The following is a 21,549-nucleotide window of genomic DNA, read 5'->3' as shown; positions in this document are numbered from 1 at the left end:
GGTGCCTCCCCTCAGCCCGACCGCAGCAGACCCCCCTCAGTTCCGCAACGCGATACACTCCGCCCGCCAACCACTCTCGGTCTGTCACGGCTCTAGACTTCATACCGTGCCGAGTCCGGAGCCAGCGTCAATCCACAGCATCGAAAAGGCATTCGCTCGTGGCGAGGAACAGGCGCTGAGGGCAGCGTACAAGCAGCACGGAAACCTGATATACACCTACTGCCGGCGGACCCTCAACGAGGACCGTGCCAACGATGTCACCCAAGAGGTCTTCATTAGCGCTTGGAAAGGTCGGCACCGATTTGACCCGGCAAAGGGAACTCTTGTCGGATGGCTTTTTTCCATCACGCGAAACCGGATCATCGATAACGTGCGGGCCGAACGTCGACACTCCGAGCGCCGCGCGAACCTCGATCTCGCCGAACTTCCAACCGAATCCGAGATCGATGCAATCGGGAATAGGCTAATGATCGCCGACGCCATGCGTTCATTACCGGATCGAACCAAGCGGGTCATCATGCTGCACTACTTCGATGATTTGACCCACCGCCAAATTGCTGAGCGTATGTCCTTACCACTCGGCACAGTCAAGAGTCTCCTTCGACGTGGCCTCTTGCAGATTCGACACCTATTGGAGTCGGCTCATGAGTAAAGAACGCTTCGATTCGTCAGATCAGGCCCTCGAAGCCATCCTTCGCGACCTTGACCAGAAAGACCTGGAGCTACTGGAGACGCCTGACCAGGTCTGGGACGGCATAGAAACCACGCTCGGCATAGGCGAGGACACGTCCGCGACTGTGGCACCGCTTCTCTCCCGGAAGTGGACCGGTAGGCACGTTCTTGTCGCCGCCGCCGCGCTCATCGCCGTAGTAATCGGAGTCGGGATCTTCCTCTCGTCTAACGATGACACCGGAGAGATCCTTGCCTCCGCGACGCTAGCATACGATCCGGCTAATTTCGATAGTTTAGGTAACGCTGCCAGCGGTGATGCTTCTCTCGTTTCTCACGACGACAGGCTGACCATCGAGATCGTGGACTCCCGTCTGCCTGATCCTGGCGAGGGTGCCGACCTTGAGGTGTGGCTCATCCAACCTGATGACGAAGGCAACGTTGTGGATCTAGTTTCCCTCGGCGTGGTGGATCCTGACGAACCGAGCGTCTTGGAGATACCTTCGAGTCATGACCCCGAGGTCTATTACGTGGTCGATATCAGCGTTGAACCTCGCGACGGTGATGCAAGCCACTCCGGACGAACGATCCTACGTGGTCCGTTGACTGACCTATAGGCCCTTCTGGAAGGTCCAGTTGTCAACCCTCTCCGCGGATCCGGGACTGCCCAGTCTTCTTGCGCACTAGCCTGTCCATAAGATGGTGGGAGGACTTGCACATAACTCGGGATATCTGCTACGCTTTTTCTCGTAATTAGACCGTCTATCCCCAGGAGAGGACGAATGGATCTATTAGACATAGGTGTAATCCTAGCAGCCATAGGAGCCATCAATTGGGGCCTGATAGGTCTGTTCGGATTCGACCTGGTCGCAGCCATCACCACGGCAGGTAAGTTCGGTGAGACCAACGTGCTATCCAGGATCATCTACGTGGTCGTTGGCATCGCCGGAGTTCTGGCCCTCTTCACACTCGGCTAGGACTGTTTGCTGCTGATAGCACTTTGAGTGGCCAGGATTCGTACATCGACCATACGGATCCTGGCCACTCAACAATCTGCCCTCTACCCGATCAGGCCTGTGCGGAATAGTCTGACCACTGATTTAACATGTCCACTGCCTCTGCGGAGGCCATGTCGACGGTTGTGAACCCCGAGTCAGCCACCGGACAGAGGCGCGGAAACAGCCCAACGGCTAGTCTTGGAAGGATGACAGGGCTCAGCGCGCAGGACGAACGGCTGCTACGGCAGGCCATCGAGGTATCCGCCAGTTCGGTGGCAAGCGGGAACATGCCCTTCGGCGCCCTCATGGCGGATGCGGCGGGCAACGTCCTCCTGGAGGCGGAGAACACCGGCGTCACGGGCAATAACACGCTCAACCATGCCGAGACCAACCTCATGAACATGGCGGTGACCACCCTCACCGACCGCCAGGTCGCCACCGCCACCCTCTACACCAGCTGCGAGCCCTGCGCCATGTGCAGCGGCGCCATGTACTGGGGAGGCCTCAACCGGATGGTCTACGCGATGAGCGAGCTCGATCTCCTGGAGATCACCGGAGAGGATCCCGGCACCGCCACTATGCGGGGCGTGGGCTGCCGCAACATCCTCCAGAGCGGCCAGCGCGACATCGAGGTGAGCGGCCCCCACCTGGTCGAGGAGGCCTCGGCGGTCCACATCGGGTTCTACGACCAATTCCGGCTGAACGCTCAGGACGAACGGCTCCTCCGGCGGGCCATCGAGGTGTCAACCAGATCGGTCGCCAACGGGAACCTGCCCTTCGGGGCGCTGCTCGCCGATCCGGACGGGAACGTCCTGCTGGAAGTCGAGAACAGCGACATCACCGGCAAGAGTCCCCTCAACCATGCCGAGACCAACCTGATGAGGCTGGCGATCGAGAAGCTCACGCCGGAGCAGATCGCCACCGCCACCCTCTACACCAGCTGCGAGCCCTGCGCCATGTGCAGTGGCTCCATGTACTGGGGAGGCCTCAACCGGATGGTCTACGGGATCAGCGAGGAGCACCTGCTGGAGTACACGGGCGGCCACCGGCTCAACCCGACCATGACCGGAGTGGGCTGCCGAGCGGTTCTCCAAAGCGGCCACCGGGAGGTGGAGGTGAGCGGGCCCCATCTGATCGACGAGGCCTCTGCCATCCACCGGACTTACTGGAGTTCCTGAAGCAAGGGCGTTCGAGGCTCGATCCCGGCGACGACCAGGGACGTAGATGCCGGGTAGCGCCCGGCGGGCAGTCCGACCGGATAGGATCAGCCGGAGCGTTCCTGACAGCCCGAAAGGAGACCGCCGTTGCGTAGAGTCCCCACCACGCCCGCGGCCGGCGCCGAGTTGGTGCCGATGTTCAAGGACCACATGGAATTGTGCGGGGTCGGCCCCGGACAGACCGTCATGGCCTTCACCAACACCCAGAGCAACCCGGCCTACATCACCGCGCTGATGGGAGCCGTGAAGGTGCTGGGTGGCGACTTCTTCCAGATAATGGTGCCTGCCGACGACTCCTGGATGGAGTCACGGACCATCGTCGAGGCCTGGAAGGGGTGCGACCTGGTGGTGGGGTTCCTGGCCAGCATGGGATCGCACTGGATCTACTCCGACGCCCACAACGAGGCCCTGGAGTCGGGTGTCCGGTCCCTGATGATCGAGGAGCCCGAGGACCACCTGCGCCGCCTCTTCCCGATTCCGGTCATCCGCGAGCGGGGCGAGGCCAGTGTGCGCTACATGGCGACGTCGGACACGATGCGGGTCCAGTCCGAGGCGGGGACCGACCTCACCGTCCGGTACACGGGCCGGCCACTCGGCGCCCAGTACGGCTACACCGACGAGCCGGGCCGCTGGGACCACTGGCCGTCCGGACAGTGCGGGGTGGCGCCGCTGGAGGACTCGGCGGAGGGCACGCTGGTGGTGGACGCCGGCGATGCGCTGCTGCCGATGGGCAAGTACGTGGAGCAGCCGATCCGCATCGAGATCCGGGAGGGGAGCATCGTCTCCATCGACGGGGGCGCCGATTCGAGGTTGCTCAAGGACTTCTTCGAACTGCCCAAGGACAAGCGGGCCTACGGCCTCTCCCACATCGGCTGGGGGTACGAGCACCGGGCCAACTGGAACGCCTTGGGACTCCGCTTCTGGGAAGGCGGCGGGGTGATGGACACCGAGAGCTACTACGGCAACATGCTGATCGCTTTCGGGGCCAACTTCTTCCGCAAGCTGGGCGGCGAGAACCGGGTCAACTTCCACTTCGACATACCCACCCGCAACCATTCCATCTGGATCGGGGACACCCAGATCATCGACCGGGGCAGCTTCGTGGTGCCCGGGTTCGAACTGGAATAGCCGGGCACCCCGACCATGCGACTCAAGGACAAGGTAGCCGTAGTCACCGGGTCCTCCCGTTCCATCGGGCGCGCCATCGCCGTGGGATACGGGCGGGAAGGCGCCAAGGTTGTGATCAACTACCGGAGCGACCGGGATGCGGCCCGCTCGGCCGTAGCAGAGATCGAAGCGGCGGGGTCGGAGGCCATCGCGATCCGAGCCGACACCTCGTCATCCGACGACGTGAACGGCCTGATCGGCGGGGCGGTGAGCCGCTTCGGGCGGATCGACATCCTGGTCAACAACGCCGCCATCCTGATCCGCACCCCGCTACTCGAGATCAAGGAACCGGAATGGGACCGGATCATCGAGGTGAACCTCAAGGGGTTCTTCCTGTGCTCCCAGACTGCCGCCCGCCAGATGGTCCGCCAGGGGGACGGGGGAGTCATCATCAACATGTCGTCGGCGGGCGACACGCTGGCGGGACGGGATCTCACCCACTATTGCGTGGCCAAGGGAGGGGTGCGGATGCTGACCCGGCAGCTGGCCTTCGAGCTGGCGTCCCACGGGATCCGCGCCAACGCCATCGCTCCGGGATTGATCGAGACGGACTTGAACCGGTCGGACCTGGCTGTACCCGAGTTCCGCGAGTACCGGCTCTCCATGATCCCGCTGGGCATCATCGGAGTCCCCGAGGACATAGTGGGCGCGGCGGTCTTCCTGGCCTCCGACGAATCCAGGATGGCCACCGGATCCACCGTCTACCTAGATGCCGGCCAGACCATCGCCTGACCCGGGGGTTCCATCTCTCATCGTCCGGGTGGGGACCGGACGAGAACTCCGACCGGCCCGGCGGCGGTCAACATATGACAACCGGACAGACGAACGGAGGTACTAGATGTCAGACCTAATTGATGGTCTCTCGAACGGTCTGGAGAACGCGGGCGAGACCATACTCTCATTCCTGCCGCGGCTGATCGGAGCCCTGATAATCCTGGTTGTCGGCTGGCTGGTGGCCCGGCTGGTCCACAGGGTGTTCCAACGCCTGTTCAAGGCGGTCGGCCTTGACGCACTGCTGGAGCGGGCCGGTCTCGCCGACCGGCTGAACGCGGCCGGCTACACCGCGACCGACCTGGGGGCGCGAGCGATCTACTGGATCGCCCTGCTGGTGGTGTTCCTGCTCACGGCCGAGGCTCTCGACGTCGAGTATCTCAGCGACATCCTGACGGGGCTGATCGGTTACCTACCCCTGGTGGTGGCGGCGATAGTCATCGTTATCGTGGCGGCCGCACTGGGTGCGTTCCTCGCCGAGTTGTCCACCCCGTGGTCGCAGGAGCGTCACATCCGGTGGCTCCCCGCCACGGCCCGGTGGGCGGTGATCGCCCTCGGGATATTCGTCGCCCTGAACACGCTGAACATCGGCGAGGAGATAGTCAACACCCTCTTCATTGCCGTGGTCGGGACCGTGGGCGCCATCCTGGTGATCGCCTTCGGCGTGGGGGGAATCTCCGCAGCGAAGGAGTGGTGGAGCAGGGTCCTTCCCGACCGTGACTGACCCGAGTTGATGCCGTTCATGTCTCTGCCGCCGGCCCGTCTTGCGGCCACCCGCACGGGCCGGCGGCGCATGGCGGCGCATGACGGCCTCCAAGGACTCCCGGAGCGACCTCGAACCAGCTCCCGAGGACGTCCGTATGCGCCTGCGAGAAAATGACCGGCACACCTAGTTGGTATTGATTACCATTACTAGGCAGAGCCTGAGGGAACTTCGCTCACGTGGGCGGCTCCCGAGCCGGTTCCAGGTAGCAACGCCACGGGGATGGAGCATGAACAAAACGAATAGCTCGGGACCGCGCCTACGCCATTTGGCTACCGGCCTGTCGCTCATGGCCCTCATCTCGGTGACCGCGTGCCAGACCTCAGAGGACGAGGTAGCGCCGGCAGCCGATCAGTCCGGTACGTCTCAGCAGGCCACGACGGGGACTGCAGAGCAGCCACCAGGCATAACCGATGACAGCGTGCTGTTCGGTCAGTCTGCCGCATTCACAGGACCTGCGCAGGAACTGGGCATCCAGATGCGGCTGGGGATCCAAGCTGCCTTCCATGAGCAGAACGAAGCCGGCGGTGTTCACGGTCGCCAGATCAGTTTGACCACACTCGACGACTTCTACGAACCGGATTCGGCCTACTCGAACACCAACAATCTGATAAGTAGGCAGGGGGTGTTCGGGTTGATCGGCGAGGTCGGCACTCCGACTTCCCGTTCGGCATCTCGGCTGGCGACCTACAGGGGCGTGCCCTTCGTCGCGCCGTTCACCGGAGCCGAGTTGCTCCGCCACGCAGACCTGGGAAGTGTGGTGAATCTGCGTGCCTCGTACTACCAGGAGACCGAGAGAATGGTGGATCACCTGACCGAAGACGCCGACGTCACCAGGGTGGCGGTCCTCTATCAGAATGACTCGTACGGGGCGGCCGGATTCGAAGGCGTGCGCCTTGCCCTTGAACGGCGCGGGCTGGCTCCGGTGGCAGGCGGGCAGTATCAGCGGAACACGAGCGCGGTGAAGAGGGCTGTGTTCAACATCGTCCGGTCCGAGCCCGAGGCGGTGATCATGATCAGCACCTACTCCTCCGCTGCCAAAGCCATCGAGTTGATCCGGGAGGAGATCGATCCGATATTCATGGCGGTCTCGTTTGTCGGCAGTAACGCTCTGGCGGAGGAGTTGGGCGCAGGGGCCGAGGGCGTCTACGTGACGCAGGTGGTCCCGCTACCGGGAGACACCGGCCTTCCTGTCGTGAGTTCGTACCAAGCAGCACTCAAGGCATTCGACGAGGACGCCGTCCCCGGCTTTGTCTCGCTGGAAGGCTATCTTGCCGGCCGGCTGGCCATTGCGGGACTCGACCTCTGCGGCCGCGATCTGAGCCGGCAGTGTTTCCTCGACGCCATCCGGAACGCCGGGTCGATCGACATCGAAGGGATGGTGCTCGAGTACGGGCCTTCCGACAATCAAGGTTCGGATGCTGTATTCCTGACCGCCCTAGGTTCCGACGGCAGCCATCGCATAGTGGAGAGGCTGGGGGGTTGAAAATGAACCGAGTTTCTATGCCCAAATCGCTGGTAGTCACCACGGTGGTGGCGTTGGTCGCAGTGATCGCCGCTTCGATCGTGGGTTGGGGCAGTCTGGGCAGCCTGACCGATCAGGGCGACGCCGGCGAAGACACGGCGATGCTAAGCGGGGCGCTGGCGATATCCCAGCACTCCAACTCGCTGGCATCGGCCGGGCTGGTCGAGACCAATCTCAGGATGACTCGCGAGAGCGTCTTGGAGATGAGAAGCGACATAGCCGACGCGAAGGACCAGTTGTCCACCCAGCTGTCGGGCCTCATGGGTCGGGGACACGACGAGAGGGTCTCGCGGATCGAAGATCACGTCAATTCCCTGATCGCAATCGTCGATGAGGTGGACGGCAATCGACCCGATCTCCTCCGTAACATCGTCAACGACGAACTCAAGCGGCGTGAACTCAGCAGTTCAACGACACGGATCCTGGGTCCCGCCATTATGAAGAGCATCGATGACCAGTTCTATTACATGATGACTGGTAGGAGTGACGTTCGGGACACGGCCTCGGGCGCAGACACGTTGTCCCCTCTGGAACTCGAGCGGTACCAGCACATGACCGAGCTGCAACGTGGTGTCTCCGTAGCGCACTCGATGCTGGCGGCGGTAGTCCGAGCAACGGATCCGACGCTAATCACCACCGTCCAGGAGGCCTTCGACTCCTCGGCACAGGGCGCCAGGGCAAACCTCGAGTTCCTATCCGCCAACGGTGGTCCGGAGTTGGACCCGAGGGTGATCCCTCTCGTGACCGCATTGATCGAGGCCGGATCCGGGAGCGACAACTACTTCGACGCAGTCGAGGCCCGGTTGGAGATGTCTCTCGACGAGCAAGCCCTGATCGCGTCGAGCGAGGGAGTCCTCTCTGCTATCGATTCGGAGATTGCCGCCTTGGTGGCGGACGTGAACACCGGCATCGTCTCCTCGGCGGACGATTCGGAGCAGGCGGCCGCGAGCGGGCAGACGACCGTGCTCATCGTGGGAATCATCGGGATAGTCCTCATCCTTCTCGTGGCCGGTTACCTCGGCTCACGGAAGCAGGAAGGGTAAGTACCCGGCTGCGGGAGCAAGACCGGCAGTTCATCGCGCCGGTGGGCATCGGCCTGCTGGTCGGGAGTCCGGTGGTCAAGGGGAAGTGCCTCCGGGGAGTGCACTGAGTGGGCCTGGGCGTCGGTGCGCAGGCCCACCAAAGGGGACCCATGACCATCACCGCCGACTGAGGCCTGTTCACGCTATGCGCGTTCCTAGTTATCGCGAGTCCCGTGGTCGGTCTGTGGCGCGGCGGTGGGATATGGCGCCGCCAGCGGCGTCTATGGCAAGGACTGCTGACGAAGGCGTACCCGCAGGGTACGTCGAGGAAGCAGGACACAGCCAGAGGCGTCGATGGCGGTCCAGAGCACGCCGACCGCAACACAGACCGACCACGATCAACTAGTGTCCGGGATCGCGAGCAACCCCTCCCCATCAGGTGACTCCCTCCAATGATCTCCGGCCTGGACAGCCCAACGCTCATATCGGGTCGGCCGGGTTTCTCGCCGCGATGACGCCCCTGCTGGCGGCCTCCGGGTCGGGAGGCACCCTGGACGAACACCAGGTGCTCGTCTTCCTGATGCAACTGGCCCTGCTGGTGGGGGCTGCCCGCCTGCTCGGAGGGATCGCCGACAAGCTCCGCCAGCCGCCGGTGGTGGGCCAGATCCTGGCGGGAGTGCTGATCGGCCCGAGCGTCCTGGGCAAGCTCTACCCGGGCGTCTTCGATTGGCTCTTCTCCGACTCGACCGCCGGGTCGGTCGTGTACGGGGTGGCGTGGCTGGCGGTGATCATGCTGCTCGTCGTCATCGGGTACGAGACCGACCTGGGAATCATCATGCGTTTCCGCCGGGCCGCCGTCAACGTCTCGGCGGGGGGACTGCTCGTGCCGCTGGCCGTGGTGGGGGTGGTGGCCCTCCTGACACCTTCGTCCTTCATCGGGGACGCCGGTAGGGGCCTGTACGCCGCCTTCATGGCGCTGGCCCTGTCGGTGGCGGCCCTGCCCGTGGTCGCAAAGATCCTGGCGGACCTGGGAATGCTCCGGCGCAACTTCGGCCAGGTCACCCTGGCGGTGAGCATGACGATGGACTCCGTGGGATGGCTCATCCTCGCCGGGCTGGCCGGGATAGCCCGGGACGGTTTCCGGGCCTCCGACCTGCTCGCCTCGCTCGGGGGACTGGTCCTGTTCCTGGCGCTGGCGGCCACCGTCGGTAGGTGGGCGCTCGACCAGGCGATGCGCCTGGCACTGCGGCGGGGGCGGAACCTACCGGCCGCTCTCACGGTGAGCCTGGTAGCCGCCATCGGAGGTGGCGCCGTCACCCAGGCTCTGGGCCTCGAGGCCATCCTGGGAGCGTTCATCGTCGGGATCATCCTCGCCACGCTGCGTTACCAGGTCCGCGCGGTCAGGCACGTCCTGGAGACCGTCACGGACTCTTTCTTCGCACCCGTCTTCTTCGCGTTCAGCGGGCTGCGGGTCGACATCGCCCTGCTCGCCAGCCCCAGCGCCATCATCTGGACGGTGGTGCTCATCGTGATAGCGGTGGCCGCCAAGGTGGCCGGCGCCTATGTGGGGGCGCGCCGGTCGGGTCTCAGCTCGGGAGAGGGCCTGGCCCTGGGATCCGGCCTGTCGGCGCTCGGCGCGATGGGGATCGTGGTCGCGCTGGTGGGCCTCAGCCTCGGCGTCCTGAGCGATACCGGGTACACCGTGATCGTGGTGGCGGCCATCGTCACCTCGCTGATCGCCCCGATCATGCTGCGGGTGGCGGTTCGGGGAATGGAAGCAGGCGAGGAGGAGCAGTCCCGGTTGGAGTCGGAGGCTATCCGCTCGCAGGCCCAGATCCTGGGATCGAAACGGGTTCTCCTTCCGACCCGCGGAGGCGCCAACAGCGTCTACGCCGCCCACCAGTTGAAGGCCCTGTTCCCGGAGGCCGAGGTGACCGTGCTGACGGTTGCCGACCAGCCGACCGGCTGGCGGAAACGGCTACTGGGGGACGAGGTCGAGGAGGATGCCGGTCCGGGAGAGGTGATGAGGACGCTCGGGCCAGATCGGTGCCGGCTGATCCGCCGCCGGCGCGCGGACCCGGCCGAGGTGATCCTCAACGAGGCCGCTCTGGGATACGACATGGTGGTGCTGGGGGCGACCGAGTCCACCGACAGCAGCCGGGTCTTCTCCACGGTGATCGACCGGGTGCTCGCCAGGTTGGAGTTGCCCACCCTCATCTTCCGCTATCCCGGTCCCGGCAACCACGGCGGTCTGCCCGACCCCGACTCCCTCACCGTGCGAACGGTGCTGCTGTCGGTCGAGTCGAACCGGGCCGCGCGCGCCGCCGAAGAGGTGGCCTACTCCCTGGCAGCGCACAACGAAGGGTCGGTTCTCGCACTGCACCTGATCGCGGAGACCCGCGACGGGGCTTTCTATCTCGATCCGACGAGCAGCAGCCAGAACCATAGGGCGGGCCTGGAACTGGTGGAGGAATCGGTGTCATTCGGCGAACGGCTGGGGGCGAGGGTGAACGCCGAGGTCAAGCCGGTCACCCGGCCGGCGGGAGAGTTGGTCGACGCCGCCAACACCGGGTCGTGGGATCTCCTGGTCATGGGCGCGACGAACCGGCCGCTCAGCAGGCGGCCCTTCTTCGGATACGACATGTCGCACGTGATAAGGCACGTCGCCATCCCGATGGTGACGGTTGCCATCCCGGATGTCGTGTCCCGGTACGGGTCCGCTGACCATCGGAGCGAAGACATCTGAGACCACGAGCCGTGGAGGGGGCGGCACGGGACGCCGTCCCTCTTCGGGTCAGGTGTCGATGCGGGACCAGGGTCTTCCATCGGTCAAATGCCCGGCCCAGGCCGAGACGATCCGGATGAGCACCCGGGTGGCCCGGTGCATGTCCTCCGCGTCCACCCACTCGTCCGGGCCGTAGAAGTTGCCGGCCAGGGCGCCGAACCCGACCGTGGCCGCTCCGAGGCAACGGATCGGGAAGCGGATGTCCGATGCGACGTGGGCCGGGTAGATGCGGGGGGCGGCGCCGGTCTCGGCGCGGACGGCTCGGGCGGTGAGGTCCACCAGGGGGTGGCCGGAAGGGACCTCGGCGGGGTTGGACCGCACGCCGAACAGGGCGGTCGAGCGGGCGCCGGCCTTCATTGCCACGCCGGCGAGACGCTCGTAGACGCCGGCGAAGGTACCCCGGCGGAACCAGACGGCGCCCTCCGCGACGGCCTGTTCCGGCAGCACGGTCGGGCCCACACCGGCAGAGACGCGGTTCACGGAGCACAGCAGGTCCTCCCGGTTCGCCCACCTGTCCACCGCGTCGAGAACTCCCTGCAGGCGTTCGAAGGCGTTGATTCCCTGGCGTGGGTCCTCGGAGTTGGGGGTACGGATCTCCACCGGCGCCGGCCGCCGGCCCTCGGCCTCGATCCGGAAGTTGAAGAAGCCGCGGGTGGCGATCTTGAAGTGCTCCATCCCCAGGCCGGTCTCGGCCGGGTGGCAGTAGACGGATACCTCCACGTCACCCACCCGCTCCATGGCCGGGAGGGTTCCCAGCCCACCGCCCAGCTTCCCGTGGACCAGACCGATCACGAGCCGCACCCCCTCCAGGTGGGGAACCAGCGCCCGGGCCGCGGCCAGCACCGACACCACCCCGGCCTTGTCGTCGGCGGCGCCCAGGCCGTGGATCCGCCCGCCGATCTCGGTCGCCCGGAACGGATCGGTATTCCATCCGTCCCGCGGATCGGGCCGCTCGGTGTCGATGTGGGCGAACAGGAGGATGCCCGGCCCGCTGCCTCGGGATGCCAGGACGCTCACCAGACCATCCGGCTCCTCGGCGGCCGGCCGGGGCGGGCACCACTCGGGATGGCTCGCCAGATCGTCCACCCGGGGCGTGAGCAGTTCCACCTCCATCCCGAGCCGGTCGAGTTGCTCGGCGCATAGCTCATGGACAGCGGAAGGCTCGGAGCGCACGCTCCGCCGCGCCACCAGCGAGCCGAGCAGTTCTCGCTCGTAGCCGCGCAAACGGTCCGCCGCGCCCAGTACGGCCTCGAGGTCAACAGGCATGCGAGCCATCCTACGAACATTACGGATCCCGGATCGGGATTAGCGCCCGTTCGGCGGTACCGGGGATCGATGGTGCAACCCGTCATCGTGTAGCATGACGGCCTCACGGGCCCGTAGCTCAGGTTGGTTAGAGCGCATCCCTGATAAGGATGAGGTCCCTGGTTCAAATCCAGGTGGGCCCACCCGGTCCTTACTCTTCGGCCGAGTCCGCCGAGTCCATCACCATCGCTACGGGTACCTCTATCTCGCTGCTGCGGTACCAGACGCCCACCGGGAGGTCGGACGGCAGGTAGCGAATGCCGGGCACGATCGTTTCGCCGTCGGCGCCCACGAAGCCCAGCTCGAATCGGCCACCGGCAACGCGCCGCGCCCGGATCCTCCCGATCGAGTCTCCGTCAACCTCGACATCCCCGCTCACCTGCCACGTTCCGGCGGGCGCGTCAGTACGCAGGAACCGCTCCGGCGGCAGGACCTGGCGGCCACCTGCGAGCTCCACACCGTGCTCCAACCGGCCATCCTCGCCCAGCCGGGCGAGGATGCGCAGCCTATGTGACTCGGGGCTCGGTGGCGGCGGCGTCCGGAGACCGAGCAATGTGCGGAGATCGCGGCTGTTGATCGACAGGCGCTGCAGGAACCGCAGGTTCGTCGTGTTGACCGTCTCCACCGCGCAGAGTGCACTGTCGACCGCAACCCCGTGGACGGGCCGGAGTCCACGCATCTCGGCGTCCAGGGCGAGCAACCCGTCGACTTCGGTTTCGCCGGCAGCCGCGAGCGCGTCGCCCAGTCCGTTCGCTCCAGGCCGGCAGCCGGCCTCCGCGATCATCGCCCGCACATCCGGATCCTCCCAGCCGTCATCACTGGCTCGGGCTGCTTCGACGATCCCGCCGGCCGTCGTCGCCGCCGCCACGACGCTCTCGGCATAACCGACCTGGGACTGGATGCGGAGGGCCTCCTCGAACGACAGCGTCCCACCCCTTTCGATCCGCCGGAGCAGGGAGCGCCAGTAGGTTGCCATCGATGCGTACTGGGCGGATGCTGTGCTCGCCGCGTCGAGGATCGACTGCTCGATGGCGATCGGGTTGAGCGCCTCCCCGGCGGCCCAGGCCTCGGACAGGCCCGATGCGCCCGTAGCGGAGACGTACCGCTGGCCGATGGTCTCGAGGAGCGTGGTCTTCGACAGGTCGGCCACGGTGACCGGTGCCGGATCCGCTCCCTCCGCCAGAGGCTCTATCCCCGGCCGTTCGAACAGGCCGTCCAGCAGCTCGGTGCGCACACCCGCCGTGTAGATCGCCCTCGATCGGACCATCGGGTCTACCTCAGCGTCCGGGTCGGCGGCGGAGACCACCGATGTCGTCACCTCCCCTTCGTCGTCGGCCTCAGCCGCCACCGTGTAGGTCGCTCCGTCCACCCTCACGTCGACCGGTCCGAAGGTGGGGCCGTCCAGGACCATCAGGTTGTGCCAGAGACCCTGGAACCCTGTCTCGTCGCCGTACGCGTCGTAGGTGACGACCGCAACGAACACCCAGGAAGGGCCAGGCCGGCCGAAGCTGACCTCGAGCGGATCCAGGTCGTCGATCGCGGTGCTGACCCCGCTCGCCGCCTCGGATCCGGAGTGGTAAGAGACACCGGCCTCCCAGATCCCCGCAACGGGGCCGATGAGTTCGAACACGCGGGGCCCGACCACGTACAGCAGGGCATACCCGCCGGCGGCGAGATCACCCCCCAGGTTGCCGGCGCGGTAGTGAACGGGGAAAGGATCGCCTGTCACCACCTCAGCGGGCGTATGCACCTCCTCGATCTTCAACCTGGATCTCTTCTGCTCCGCCTGCTCGTCCACGAGATGGACGGTGAGGTCGAAGTCGGCTCGCAGCGGTTGGTAGTCACGCTCCAGGTAGGTGGTCGCCTCGATGAAGTAGAGGCCGGCAGGCAGGTACCGCTCGATGCGGGCATTGCGCACATCCCCACCGTCGTCGTTGGCTCCGATAATGCCGCCTGAGAGCGACGCCAGCGAAAGAACGGGATCGCCGGCCTCCGATTTCAGGTCGATGCGAACGCGACCGGCCTGGTCCAGGTTGAACGTGTAGCCGTGGGCGGGGTGTTGGACCACGAAGCGCGACCCGCACGTATCGAGTGTCCATGAGCCCGATGCGGCCAGATCGGCGCCAGGTTCCAGCGTGCCGAGATGCACCGGCTCGCAACCGGAAACGCGGCTGACCGCGATGGCGAAGTCCGCTGCCCCCCGGCTCCGCCCGCCGACGGTGGTCGCCTCGATCATGTAGACACCGGGCGCCAGGTCTCGCTCGACACGGGCGTCGAGGTTGGCCCCGCCGTCATCGTCGTCCGCGATGCGGCTACCGTCCTCGGCCAGCAGGTAGACGTAAGAGTCGGCCCCGGCGGACATCAGGTCGACCCTGACCCGTCCTGCCTCGGCGACCCGGAACCGGTAGGTGTGGGCGTCGCTGCCGGGGCGGAAACGCGAATCACAGTCCTCGGTCGTCCAACTCCCGGACGCCGCCAACGGGGACCCGGAGGTGCTCAACGTCCCGAGTTCGGTCACCTCGCAGCCTTCGGACTCCTGCGCCAGCAACGCGCCGGGGGCGGGGAGGGCCAGCAGGCCGGCTATCAGCGTGAAGGCGACCGCCACCAATCCCAGATGGCACAATCCGGGCCTGCCGACCATGACTCGCTCCATCTCCGAACCCCTTGCCTCAAGCTGCTACCCAGGCCATCGCCCCTACCGTCAACACTGAGACAGCGGCCCGGGCGATCATATCAGCGTCCCGCCTCGGAGGCACGGCCGGCGGAAGGACAGGCTTCCGGCAGGTAGTCTGGATGCCTACCTGCTATGTCCCAGCAAACACCCTCGGATCCCCGGAAGCGGCCGCTCGGCCGAGCTGTTACTCCTATCTTGGTGCTGGTTGTGCTCCTGGCGCTGGCGGTCGTGCCGACCGACCTCGACCTGAGCTGGACCGGAGTCGATAGCAGTACCACCTCCGGCGTGTCGACCATCGCCTCCGACATAGCGGGTATCGCCACAGACGGAACCACCACCGGAGAGACCGCGCCCTCCACCACCCGCGCCGGAACGACCATCACGCGACTCGAACCGGCCCCGGCCTCGACCACCACCACCCCGGCAAGGCCGCTCGACACGATCACGGTCGCCGTGCCGGCCGGTGTCACCACGTTCGATCCGGACGCCGCCGCCGGTGGCCGCGACCTGGACATGCTGGCCAACCTGTACTCGGGGCTCACCCGCCGGGTGCTGGAGCCATCGGCGGTCCTCGCCGGTGTGTATCGCTGGAGCCCCACCGAGGTGGAGCCCGACCTCGCCGAATCGATCGACATATCCGGGGACGGAACGGTGTACACCTTCCACGTCCGCCGGGACCTCGAGTTCCCGGGCGGGCATGCCCTCAGGGCACATGACTTCGCCTATGCATGGGAACGGGCGCTGGCGCTGGCAGCATCCGGCGCGCCTCCGGGCGCCACCGTCGCCGGCCTCGCCACGGCGGGCGTCTACAGCATGTCCCAGGTGGAAGTGGTCGACGACCACACCCTCCGGGTGACCCTGCCCCGATCCAATCCCCGGATCCTGCGGGTCATGGCCATGGGCGTGATGTCGGCGGTGGACTCGATCCTGCTGCGGTCCCAGGCCACCGAAGCCGACCCGTGGGCGACCGCATACGCCCGGCACAACCCCTCCGGCTACGGCCCGTACATCCTCGTCGACCGTGAAGCCGGCCAGATGACCTTGGAACCCTACGAGGGGTGGTGGGACCAGCGGACCGCCGGCCGGAGCCGGATCAGCTACCAGGTGGTGTCTGAGGAGGCCAGGCGGCTCCAGCTGGTTCAGGAGGGAACGGTGGACCTCGCCCACGGCATGTCAACGACCGGCGCCGGGGAGGCGGGCAGCAGCGTCCGGGTCATCGATCTCGAGTCCGCCGGCCAGCGGTTCCTGGTATTCGACCGGACGGAGCCGCCGTTCGACGACCCCCGGGTGCGGCAGGCGGTCGCGTGGGCCCTGGACTACAACCGGATCAAGCAGGAGGTGTACGAGGGCCGGGCCCGGATCCCGACCGGCTTCCTCCCGGCGGGCCTCGAAGGCTCGGATGGAACCTGGCTGTACTCGCAGGACATCGGCCAGGCTCGCACCCTCCTGGCGGAGGCCGGCCATGCGGACGGATCCGCCGTCGAACTGCTCGTACCGTTGGACCTGCCCGAGGCCGAGGCCCTTGCGGAGCGGATCCGGAGCGATCTGGAGCTGGCCGGGATCGACCTGGTCCCGTGGCCCATAGAAGGAAGGCACCTACCCGTGGCGATCCGGCTCGGCGGGGCGACCTTCGACCTGGCGATAGTGGCGTGCGGGTCGTGGCTGCAGGAGGCCTGGTACGCGTCGAGGCAACTGGCCGAGGTCACGCCGGCCTGTCCGACCTCCTTCATGCATCCGGAGGTCGATCAGCTGCTGGACGAGATCGAGCAGGCGCCCACGGCCGACGCCGCGGCCGCCCTGGCCGGGCGGATTCAGGACATCTGGGCACAGGAGGCGGCGTTCGTGCCGCTCGGCGGACCCGACCAGATCGAGGTTCTCGGCCAAGAGGTCAGCGGGTTCGTGCTGACCAACGAGGACGACGCTCTCTACTTCCCGCTGCTACAGCGAGGATCCGCAACCACTCAGTGATCGCGTCCTGTTGGCGGCGCCACCCACGGGTCCCGCGCCACCGCGCGAACGCTAATCGGCTTAGGAATCAGAGCAGGGGCCAAAACTGTCACACCCCCGCTATACGTTGCCTATCGCCAAGCACCTAATGGGGGTCCACCGCTTCTTCTGGTTTGTCTGGGAGGGTGTGGTGGTTGAGCTGGCTGGCCGGTGAGTACTCCAATCTCCTGGAAGGCTGATTCCTAGGTGTAGATCGTGCCCCGGCCGGTTAGTGAGGGCTGCTTGTAGCGCTCATGGGGTGGCGTGCCATGAAGAGCACTGATCCATTAGGTCGCCGCCAGGCGTTCTCCATAGCTCAGAAAGAGCAGGTCCGCGCAGAAGGAGGCGAAGGATGATCTTTGTGGGAGATGACTGGGCTGAGGCGCATCACGATGTGTGTCTCATGGACGAGTCCGGAACTCGACTGGCCTCTCGGCGGCTGCCAGAAGGCCTGGGGGGTGTGGCTCAGTTGCATGAGATGATCGCCGAGCACGTATCGGAGCCGGCTGAGGTGGTGGTAGGTATCGAGACTGATCGTGGTCTGTGGGTCGGTGCTCTGGTCGGGGCGGGTTATGAGGTGTATGCGATCAACCCGATGGCAGTGTCGCGTTACCGGGACCGTCACAGCCAGGGTGGAGCCAAATCCGACCGTGGTGATGCCAAGGTGTTAGCCGACCTATTACGCACCGACCGGCACAACCACCGCCCGGTTGCCGGTGACAGCCCCGAAGCCGAAGGGATCAAAGTCCTGGCTAGGACACATCAGAACCTGATCTGGGCTCGGGTGCGTCACACCAACCAGATCCGCAGCGCCCTGCGCGAATACTACCCCGCAGCCCTCGAAACCTTCGGGGACCTGGCAAATCGCGATGCTCTGGCCGTCTTGGGTCGGGCACCCACACCCACCCAGGGCGCCCGCCTGACCGTCACCCAGATCCGGGCCGCTCTTAAAGCCGGGGGCCGGAAACGCAACCTCGACGCGGCTGCCCGCAAAATACAGAAAGGTCTCCGAACCACCCATCTCAGCGCACCCGGACCGGTCGAGGACGCCTACGCGACAACCGTGGGCGCCCTATTGGCAATCCTTGCGGAAACCAACCGCCAGATCGCCGAGCTCGAAGCAACCCTGGAAACCTGTTTTGAACAGCACCCGGACGCCGCTATCTACCTCTCCCAGCCAGGACTCGGTAAAGTGCTCGGCGCCCGGACGCTCGGTGAGTTCGGGGACGACCCCGACCGTTACACCAGCGCCAAGTCTCGCAGGAACTACGCCGGCACGTCGCCCATCACCATCGCGTCAGGACGCAAACACGCCGTCCTCGCTCGCCACATCCGTAACCGGCGCCTCTACGACGCCCTCGACCAATGGGCATTCTGCTCCCTAACCAGAAGCCCAGGCGCCCGAGCCTTCTACAACCAACGACGAGCAGCCGGCGACCTCCACCACCAAGCACTACGAGCCCTAGCCAACCGACTCGTAGGTATCCTCCACGGATGCCTCAAACACCAAACCCCCTACGACGAACACACCGCCTGGGCCCACCGAACCGCCCTCGACCAAGCCGCAGCTTGACATTTGCACGCCTGGGGTGTCTACACCGTCCGCAAGCGTCTCACCGATCGGAGCGGCCCGGCGCGCAGGGAACATTCACAGGCTCCAGAGGGGCGAACCCGCCTTGACACCCGGCCCCAACCCGGGCATGGCCCAACACGCCCCAAGCCAAGGACAGGTGGTGGCGGGGGAGGGCCCGGTGCGGAGTACCGGTTTTTCGCGTTCTCGAACTTGAGGCAGAGAACACCACCAGCGGCGCCCTGAACCTCAGGAACACCACACCGCCAGCGACCCACTGAACCTCAGGTTCCTTCGATTGCCGGTGCTTGCGGGCGATTCCGGTGTTCTCTCGGCGACTGATAACTGTGGTAATGACTCGGGGCTGACCGGAGGCGGGTTTAATCCGCCACGGGCAGGGAGAACCGCCGGAGCATCGACAGGAACTGTTGCCGCACCGGTTCGGGCAGTTCGATGTCGCGTCCCCGATTGGCGGACCGGGCCTCCGCCTCCGGCTCGCCCGGATACAGGACCGGTTGCGAATCATCGGCCAGCAGGGTGTCCTTGAGGTGCTCGGTAAGGATCGCGGAGCGCTCCTTGAGCTCGGCCATCGGAACGAAGAGCGCGGGATCGATCACGACAATCATGGAGTCGTTGCTGAAGGAGCGGGCCGGGTCGCCCGAGATACCCCCGCCGGACATCACTCCGGCGAGCAACTCCACCATGAACGCGAGCGCATAGCCCTTGTGTCCTTCATCTCTTCCGAGCGGCAGCAACGCCCCGCCTGCGGCGAAGTCCTCGGGATCGGTGGACGGGTTCCCGCCGGAGTCGAGGATCCATCCGGCCGGCGTGGCCGTTCCCCGCGCCCTGTACATCCGCACCTTGCCCTCCGCCGCCACCGAGGTGGCCATGTCCAGCAGGAAGGGTCCGGCCAGACCGGACGGCACCGACATGGCGATCGGGTTGGAGCACAACTTTCGCTCCGTGCCCCGGAACGGCGCCTGGTTGATACCGTGGCCGCCGCCGTTGGTGAAGATCATCGACACCAGGCCCTCCCCAGCCACCTGCTCGGCATAGCGACCCAGCCGACCGATGTGTTTGACACGGCGGACGGTCACCACGCTGACCCCGGCAGCCCGGGCCTTCTCGATGGCCAGGCCGGTCGCAAAGGTGGCGACCACCTGGCCCAAGGCCCATCCGCCGTCGATCTGAGCGGTGGTGGGTGTCTCATTGACGATCCGGGGACGGGCGCCTGGGATCAGGTCGCCCCGGCGCGCCGCCTCGATGTAGTCCCACAGCCTGATGACTCCGTGGGAATGGTGCCCGAGGAGGTCGTTGTCGACCAGGTGGTCCGCCACCAGCCGAGCGTCATCGCCGGACGCCCCGGCCGACCGAAGAATCGCGGTACACATGCCCTCGAGCCGGGTGGGTGCGACCTTCCACATTCAAGGCGTCCTTTCGGTTCCGGCGGCGGGACTCGAACCCGGATTCGTGTGCCGGGGCTGCTGGGCCGCACGCTAGTGAGCTCCTCTGTCGGGCTGGGGAATCGAACAGAACCGGACCACGCGGATGGAATCCCGGTAGGGAACCGGCGAGGCGGGCGCCGACCGGCGGCGCGCTAGGCCCGGAGGCACGCGTGCCTGCTACCCTGCGGGCCGTCCTCCGGGGGCTCGACAGCGCCTTTGTCCTGCTCTCCGGAAGAGGAGCCACGAGTTTCGGTTGTGCCATGAGATATGCCGCCCCCACATCCATCGAAGAGGCCGTTTCGGTCCTGGCCGGTGACGTCCACGCCCAGGTGTACGCCGGGGCCACCGACTTCATTCCCCAGCTACGTATGGGCCGCCCGGAGCCCGGTGTGGCGGTCGATCTGAAGCGCATCGATCGGCTGACCGACCTCCGCCGGGAAGGGGATACGTGGGTGATCGGCGCCGCCACGCCTTCAGCACGGCTGGGCGAGGTGAACGACCTGGTCGCCGAGCTGCCGGGCCTGGTGGAAGCGGCCGCCCTGATCGGATCGGACCAGATCCAGAGCCGCGCCAGCCTGGGCGGCAATCTCTGCAATGCCTCCCCCGCCGCCGACTCCGTTCCGGCCATGGTGGTGAACAACGGTCGGGCGGTGATCGCCGGACCCGCAGGGATCAGGACCATCCCGGTGGCATCGGTGGTGACCGGCCCCGGCAGCACGTCGCTGGCCGACGGGGAGTTCCTGGTCGAGCTGGTGTTCGATCGGCCCCAGCCCCGCACCGCCGACGCCTACCTGCGGTTCATCCCCCGTACCGAGATGGATATCGCAGTGGTCGGCGCCGGTGCCCGTCTCACGCTCGATGAAGCAGGATTGTGCCGGGAGGTGTCGGTAGCTCTGGGCGCCGTAGCGCCCACGGTGGTCACGGTGCCGGCGGCGGCTGACATACTGGTGGGCCACCCGCTCACCGACGAGGCCCTGAAACGGGTGGCGGCGGAAGCCTCGGCGGTCTGCAACCCCATCGACGACAAGCGCGGCACCAAGGCCTACCGCCGGCAGGTGGCCGGAGTGCTGGCGGTCAGGTCCCTCAAGCTGGCTGCCGACCGCGCCGGCCGGACCGGCTCATGAAGCGCCCGCGCCCGTAAAGGATCTGGTATGAGCAGAACGCACGTCACCTGCACCATCAACGGCGACCCCGCCGAGTTCCTGTGCGAGGGCGATCAGACCCTCCTGGATGCCCTGCGTGATGTGGTCGGGCTGATGGGGGTCAAGGAAGGCTGCGCCACCGGCGACTGCGGGGCATGCTCGGTCATCCTCGACGGACGGCTCACCTGCTCCTGCCTGGTCTTCGCCCCCGAGGCGGAGGCGGCGACTATCGAGACGGTCGAGGGGATGGCGGGCCCGGATGGTCTCCACCCGCTCCAGGATGCGTTCCTGGAAGGAGCGGCCTTGCAGTGCGGGATATGCACACCCGGCTTCCTGGTTGCCGGCAAGGCGCTACTGGACCGTAACCCCGAACCTGACGAGGAAGAGGTGCGCTACGCCATTGCCGGCAACCTCTGCCGGTGCACCGGATATGACAAGATCGTGCGGTCGATCCTGGACGCGGCCGCCCAGATGAGAGAAGCCGCCCCGGCTTCATAGGGCAAAGGAGAA

Annotated in this window: 17 protein-coding genes and 1 tRNA gene; 15 read left to right on the top strand and 3 right to left on the bottom strand. The window is 66.1% G+C overall.

The annotated features are described in order from the left end of the window. Position 1 precedes the first annotated feature (1 nt). The 10 genes from ACOQPD_RS11255 to ACOQPD_RS11210 all read left to right on the top strand — a co-directional run bounded on the left by ACOQPD_RS11255 (position 2) and on the right by ACOQPD_RS11210 (position 10,878). Positions 2-652: an RNA polymerase sigma factor gene (locus ACOQPD_RS11255; protein ID WP_420612045.1), complete on the top strand. Its 651-nt coding sequence runs from the start codon at positions 2-4 to the stop codon at positions 650-652. Continuing rightward, positions 645-1,286: an anti-sigma factor gene (locus tag ACOQPD_RS11250; protein ID WP_420612044.1), complete on the top strand. Its 642-nt coding sequence runs from the start codon at positions 645-647 to the stop codon at positions 1,284-1,286. The genes ACOQPD_RS11255 and ACOQPD_RS11250 overlap by 8 nt, the downstream gene beginning before the upstream one ends. A gap of 165 nt (positions 1,287-1,451) precedes the next feature. Then, positions 1,452-1,646 carry a DUF378 domain-containing protein gene (locus tag ACOQPD_RS11245; RefSeq protein ID WP_420612043.1) on the top strand — a complete coding sequence of 65 codons (195 nt, stop codon included), beginning with the start codon at positions 1,452-1,454 and terminating at the stop codon, positions 1,644-1,646. 227 nt (positions 1,647-1,873) lie between these two features. Next, complete coding sequence (locus ACOQPD_RS11240; RefSeq protein ID WP_420612042.1) at positions 1,874-2,845, top strand: nucleoside deaminase; 972 nt, start codon at positions 1,874-1,876, stop codon at positions 2,843-2,845. A 126-nt stretch (positions 2,846-2,971) separates the two neighbouring features. Continuing rightward, positions 2,972-4,012 carry a hypothetical protein gene (locus ACOQPD_RS11235; RefSeq protein ID WP_420612041.1) on the top strand — a complete coding sequence of 347 codons (1,041 nt, stop codon included), beginning with the start codon at positions 2,972-2,974 and terminating at the stop codon, positions 4,010-4,012. 15 nt (positions 4,013-4,027) lie between these two features. Further along, positions 4,028-4,783, top strand: a complete 756-nt coding sequence (locus ACOQPD_RS11230; protein ID WP_420612040.1) for an SDR family NAD(P)-dependent oxidoreductase — start codon at positions 4,028-4,030, stop codon at positions 4,781-4,783. Between the two features lie 106 nt (positions 4,784-4,889). After that, positions 4,890-5,546: a mechanosensitive ion channel family protein gene (locus ACOQPD_RS11225; RefSeq protein WP_420612039.1), complete on the top strand. Its 657-nt coding sequence runs from the start codon at positions 4,890-4,892 to the stop codon at positions 5,544-5,546. Positions 5,547-5,814: 268 nt separating this feature from the next. After that, positions 5,815-7,071 (top strand): ABC transporter substrate-binding protein, encoded by a 1,257-nt coding sequence (locus tag ACOQPD_RS11220; RefSeq protein ID WP_420612038.1) that lies wholly within the window; start codon positions 5,815-5,817, stop codon positions 7,069-7,071. A gap of 17 nt (positions 7,072-7,088) precedes the next feature. Continuing rightward, entirely contained in the window at positions 7,089-8,153 is a 1,065-nt protein-coding gene (locus tag ACOQPD_RS11215) for a hypothetical protein (RefSeq protein ID WP_420612037.1), read from the top strand. 490 nt (positions 8,154-8,643) lie between these two features. Further along, positions 8,644-10,878: a cation:proton antiporter gene (locus ACOQPD_RS11210; protein WP_420612036.1), complete on the top strand. Its 2,235-nt coding sequence runs from the start codon at positions 8,644-8,646 to the stop codon at positions 10,876-10,878. Positions 10,879-10,926: 48 nt separating this feature from the next. Here the strand turns inward: ACOQPD_RS11210 and ACOQPD_RS11205 are convergent, their stop codons facing one another. Beyond that, complete coding sequence (locus ACOQPD_RS11205; RefSeq protein ID WP_420612035.1) at positions 10,927-12,183, bottom strand: M20 family metallopeptidase; 1,257 nt, start codon at positions 12,181-12,183, stop codon at positions 10,927-10,929. 107 nt (positions 12,184-12,290) lie between these two features. On the opposite strand from ACOQPD_RS11205, the gene ACOQPD_RS11200 reads away from it, so the two are divergent. Next, positions 12,291-12,365 (top strand) — tRNA-Ile (locus ACOQPD_RS11200). Between the two features lie 8 nt (positions 12,366-12,373). Here ACOQPD_RS11200 and ACOQPD_RS11195 read toward each other — a convergent pair. Then, entirely contained in the window at positions 12,374-14,863 is a 2,490-nt protein-coding gene (locus ACOQPD_RS11195) for a hypothetical protein (RefSeq protein WP_420612034.1), read from the bottom strand. 231 nt (positions 14,864-15,094) lie between these two features. On the opposite strand from ACOQPD_RS11195, the gene ACOQPD_RS11190 reads away from it, so the two are divergent. Together ACOQPD_RS11190 and ACOQPD_RS11185 are read left to right on the top strand one after the other, a co-directional pair. Next, positions 15,095-16,864: an ABC transporter substrate-binding protein gene (locus ACOQPD_RS11190; RefSeq protein ID WP_420612033.1), complete on the top strand. Its 1,770-nt coding sequence runs from the start codon at positions 15,095-15,097 to the stop codon at positions 16,862-16,864. A gap of 370 nt (positions 16,865-17,234) precedes the next feature. Beyond that, on the top strand, positions 17,235-18,455 hold the full coding sequence (locus ACOQPD_RS11185; RefSeq protein WP_420611630.1) for an IS110 family transposase: 1,221 nt from the start codon (positions 17,235-17,237) through the stop codon (positions 18,453-18,455). 377 nt (positions 18,456-18,832) lie between these two features. Here ACOQPD_RS11185 and ACOQPD_RS11180 read toward each other — a convergent pair whose 3' ends face one another. Beyond that, positions 18,833-19,876, bottom strand: coding sequence for an Ldh family oxidoreductase (locus tag ACOQPD_RS11180; RefSeq protein WP_420612032.1), 1,044 nt, complete (start codon positions 19,874-19,876; stop codon positions 18,833-18,835). A gap of 281 nt (positions 19,877-20,157) precedes the next feature. Here ACOQPD_RS11180 and ACOQPD_RS11175 point away from each other — a divergent pair, with 281 nt between their 5' ends. Both ACOQPD_RS11175 and ACOQPD_RS11170 read left to right on the top strand, forming a co-directional pair. Further along, entirely contained in the window at positions 20,158-21,021 is an 864-nt protein-coding gene (locus ACOQPD_RS11175; RefSeq protein ID WP_420612031.1) for an FAD binding domain-containing protein, read from the top strand. Between the two features lie 27 nt (positions 21,022-21,048). Next, complete coding sequence (locus ACOQPD_RS11170; protein ID WP_420612030.1) at positions 21,049-21,537, top strand: (2Fe-2S)-binding protein; 489 nt, start codon at positions 21,049-21,051, stop codon at positions 21,535-21,537. The last annotated feature ends 12 nt before the right edge of the window (positions 21,538-21,549 follow it).

The sequence above is a fragment of the Candidatus Spongiisocius sp. genome (assembly GCF_965221825.1).
In the GTDB taxonomy this organism is placed as follows: Bacteria; Actinomycetota; Acidimicrobiia; order Spongiisociales; family Spongiisociaceae; genus Spongiisocius.
The sequence above is the reverse complement of the archived record's forward strand: the minus strand, read 5'-3'. Positions and strand labels throughout refer to the sequence as shown.

Coding starts and splice junctions, on each gene's coding strand:
- ACOQPD_RS11250 (WP_420612044.1), top strand. CDS start 645: ATGAGTAAAGAACGCTTCGATTCGTCAGATCAGGCCCTCGAAGCCATC.
- ACOQPD_RS11245 (WP_420612043.1), top strand. CDS start 1,452: ATGGATCTATTAGACATAGGTGTAATCCTAGCAGCCATAGGAGCCATC.
- ACOQPD_RS11240 (WP_420612042.1), top strand. CDS start 1,874: ATGACAGGGCTCAGCGCGCAGGACGAACGGCTGCTACGGCAGGCCATC.
- ACOQPD_RS11230 (WP_420612040.1), top strand. CDS start 4,028: ATGCGACTCAAGGACAAGGTAGCCGTAGTCACCGGGTCCTCCCGTTCC.
- ACOQPD_RS11225 (WP_420612039.1), top strand. CDS start 4,890: ATGTCAGACCTAATTGATGGTCTCTCGAACGGTCTGGAGAACGCGGGC.
- ACOQPD_RS11220 (WP_420612038.1), top strand. CDS start 5,815: ATGAACAAAACGAATAGCTCGGGACCGCGCCTACGCCATTTGGCTACC.
- ACOQPD_RS11215 (WP_420612037.1), top strand. CDS start 7,089: ATGCCCAAATCGCTGGTAGTCACCACGGTGGTGGCGTTGGTCGCAGTG.
- ACOQPD_RS11210 (WP_420612036.1), top strand. CDS start 8,644: ATGACGCCCCTGCTGGCGGCCTCCGGGTCGGGAGGCACCCTGGACGAA.
- ACOQPD_RS11205 (WP_420612035.1), bottom strand. CDS start 12,183: ATGCCTGTTGACCTCGAGGCCGTACTGGGCGCGGCGGACCGTTTGCGC.
- ACOQPD_RS11195 (WP_420612034.1), bottom strand. CDS start 14,863: ATGGTCGGCAGGCCCGGATTGTGCCATCTGGGATTGGTGGCGGTCGCC.
- ACOQPD_RS11185 (WP_420611630.1), top strand. CDS start 17,235: ATGATCTTTGTGGGAGATGACTGGGCTGAGGCGCATCACGATGTGTGT.
- ACOQPD_RS11180 (WP_420612032.1), bottom strand. CDS start 19,876: ATGTGGAAGGTCGCACCCACCCGGCTCGAGGGCATGTGTACCGCGATT.
- ACOQPD_RS11175 (WP_420612031.1), top strand. CDS start 20,158: ATGAGATATGCCGCCCCCACATCCATCGAAGAGGCCGTTTCGGTCCTG.
- ACOQPD_RS11170 (WP_420612030.1), top strand. CDS start 21,049: ATGAGCAGAACGCACGTCACCTGCACCATCAACGGCGACCCCGCCGAG.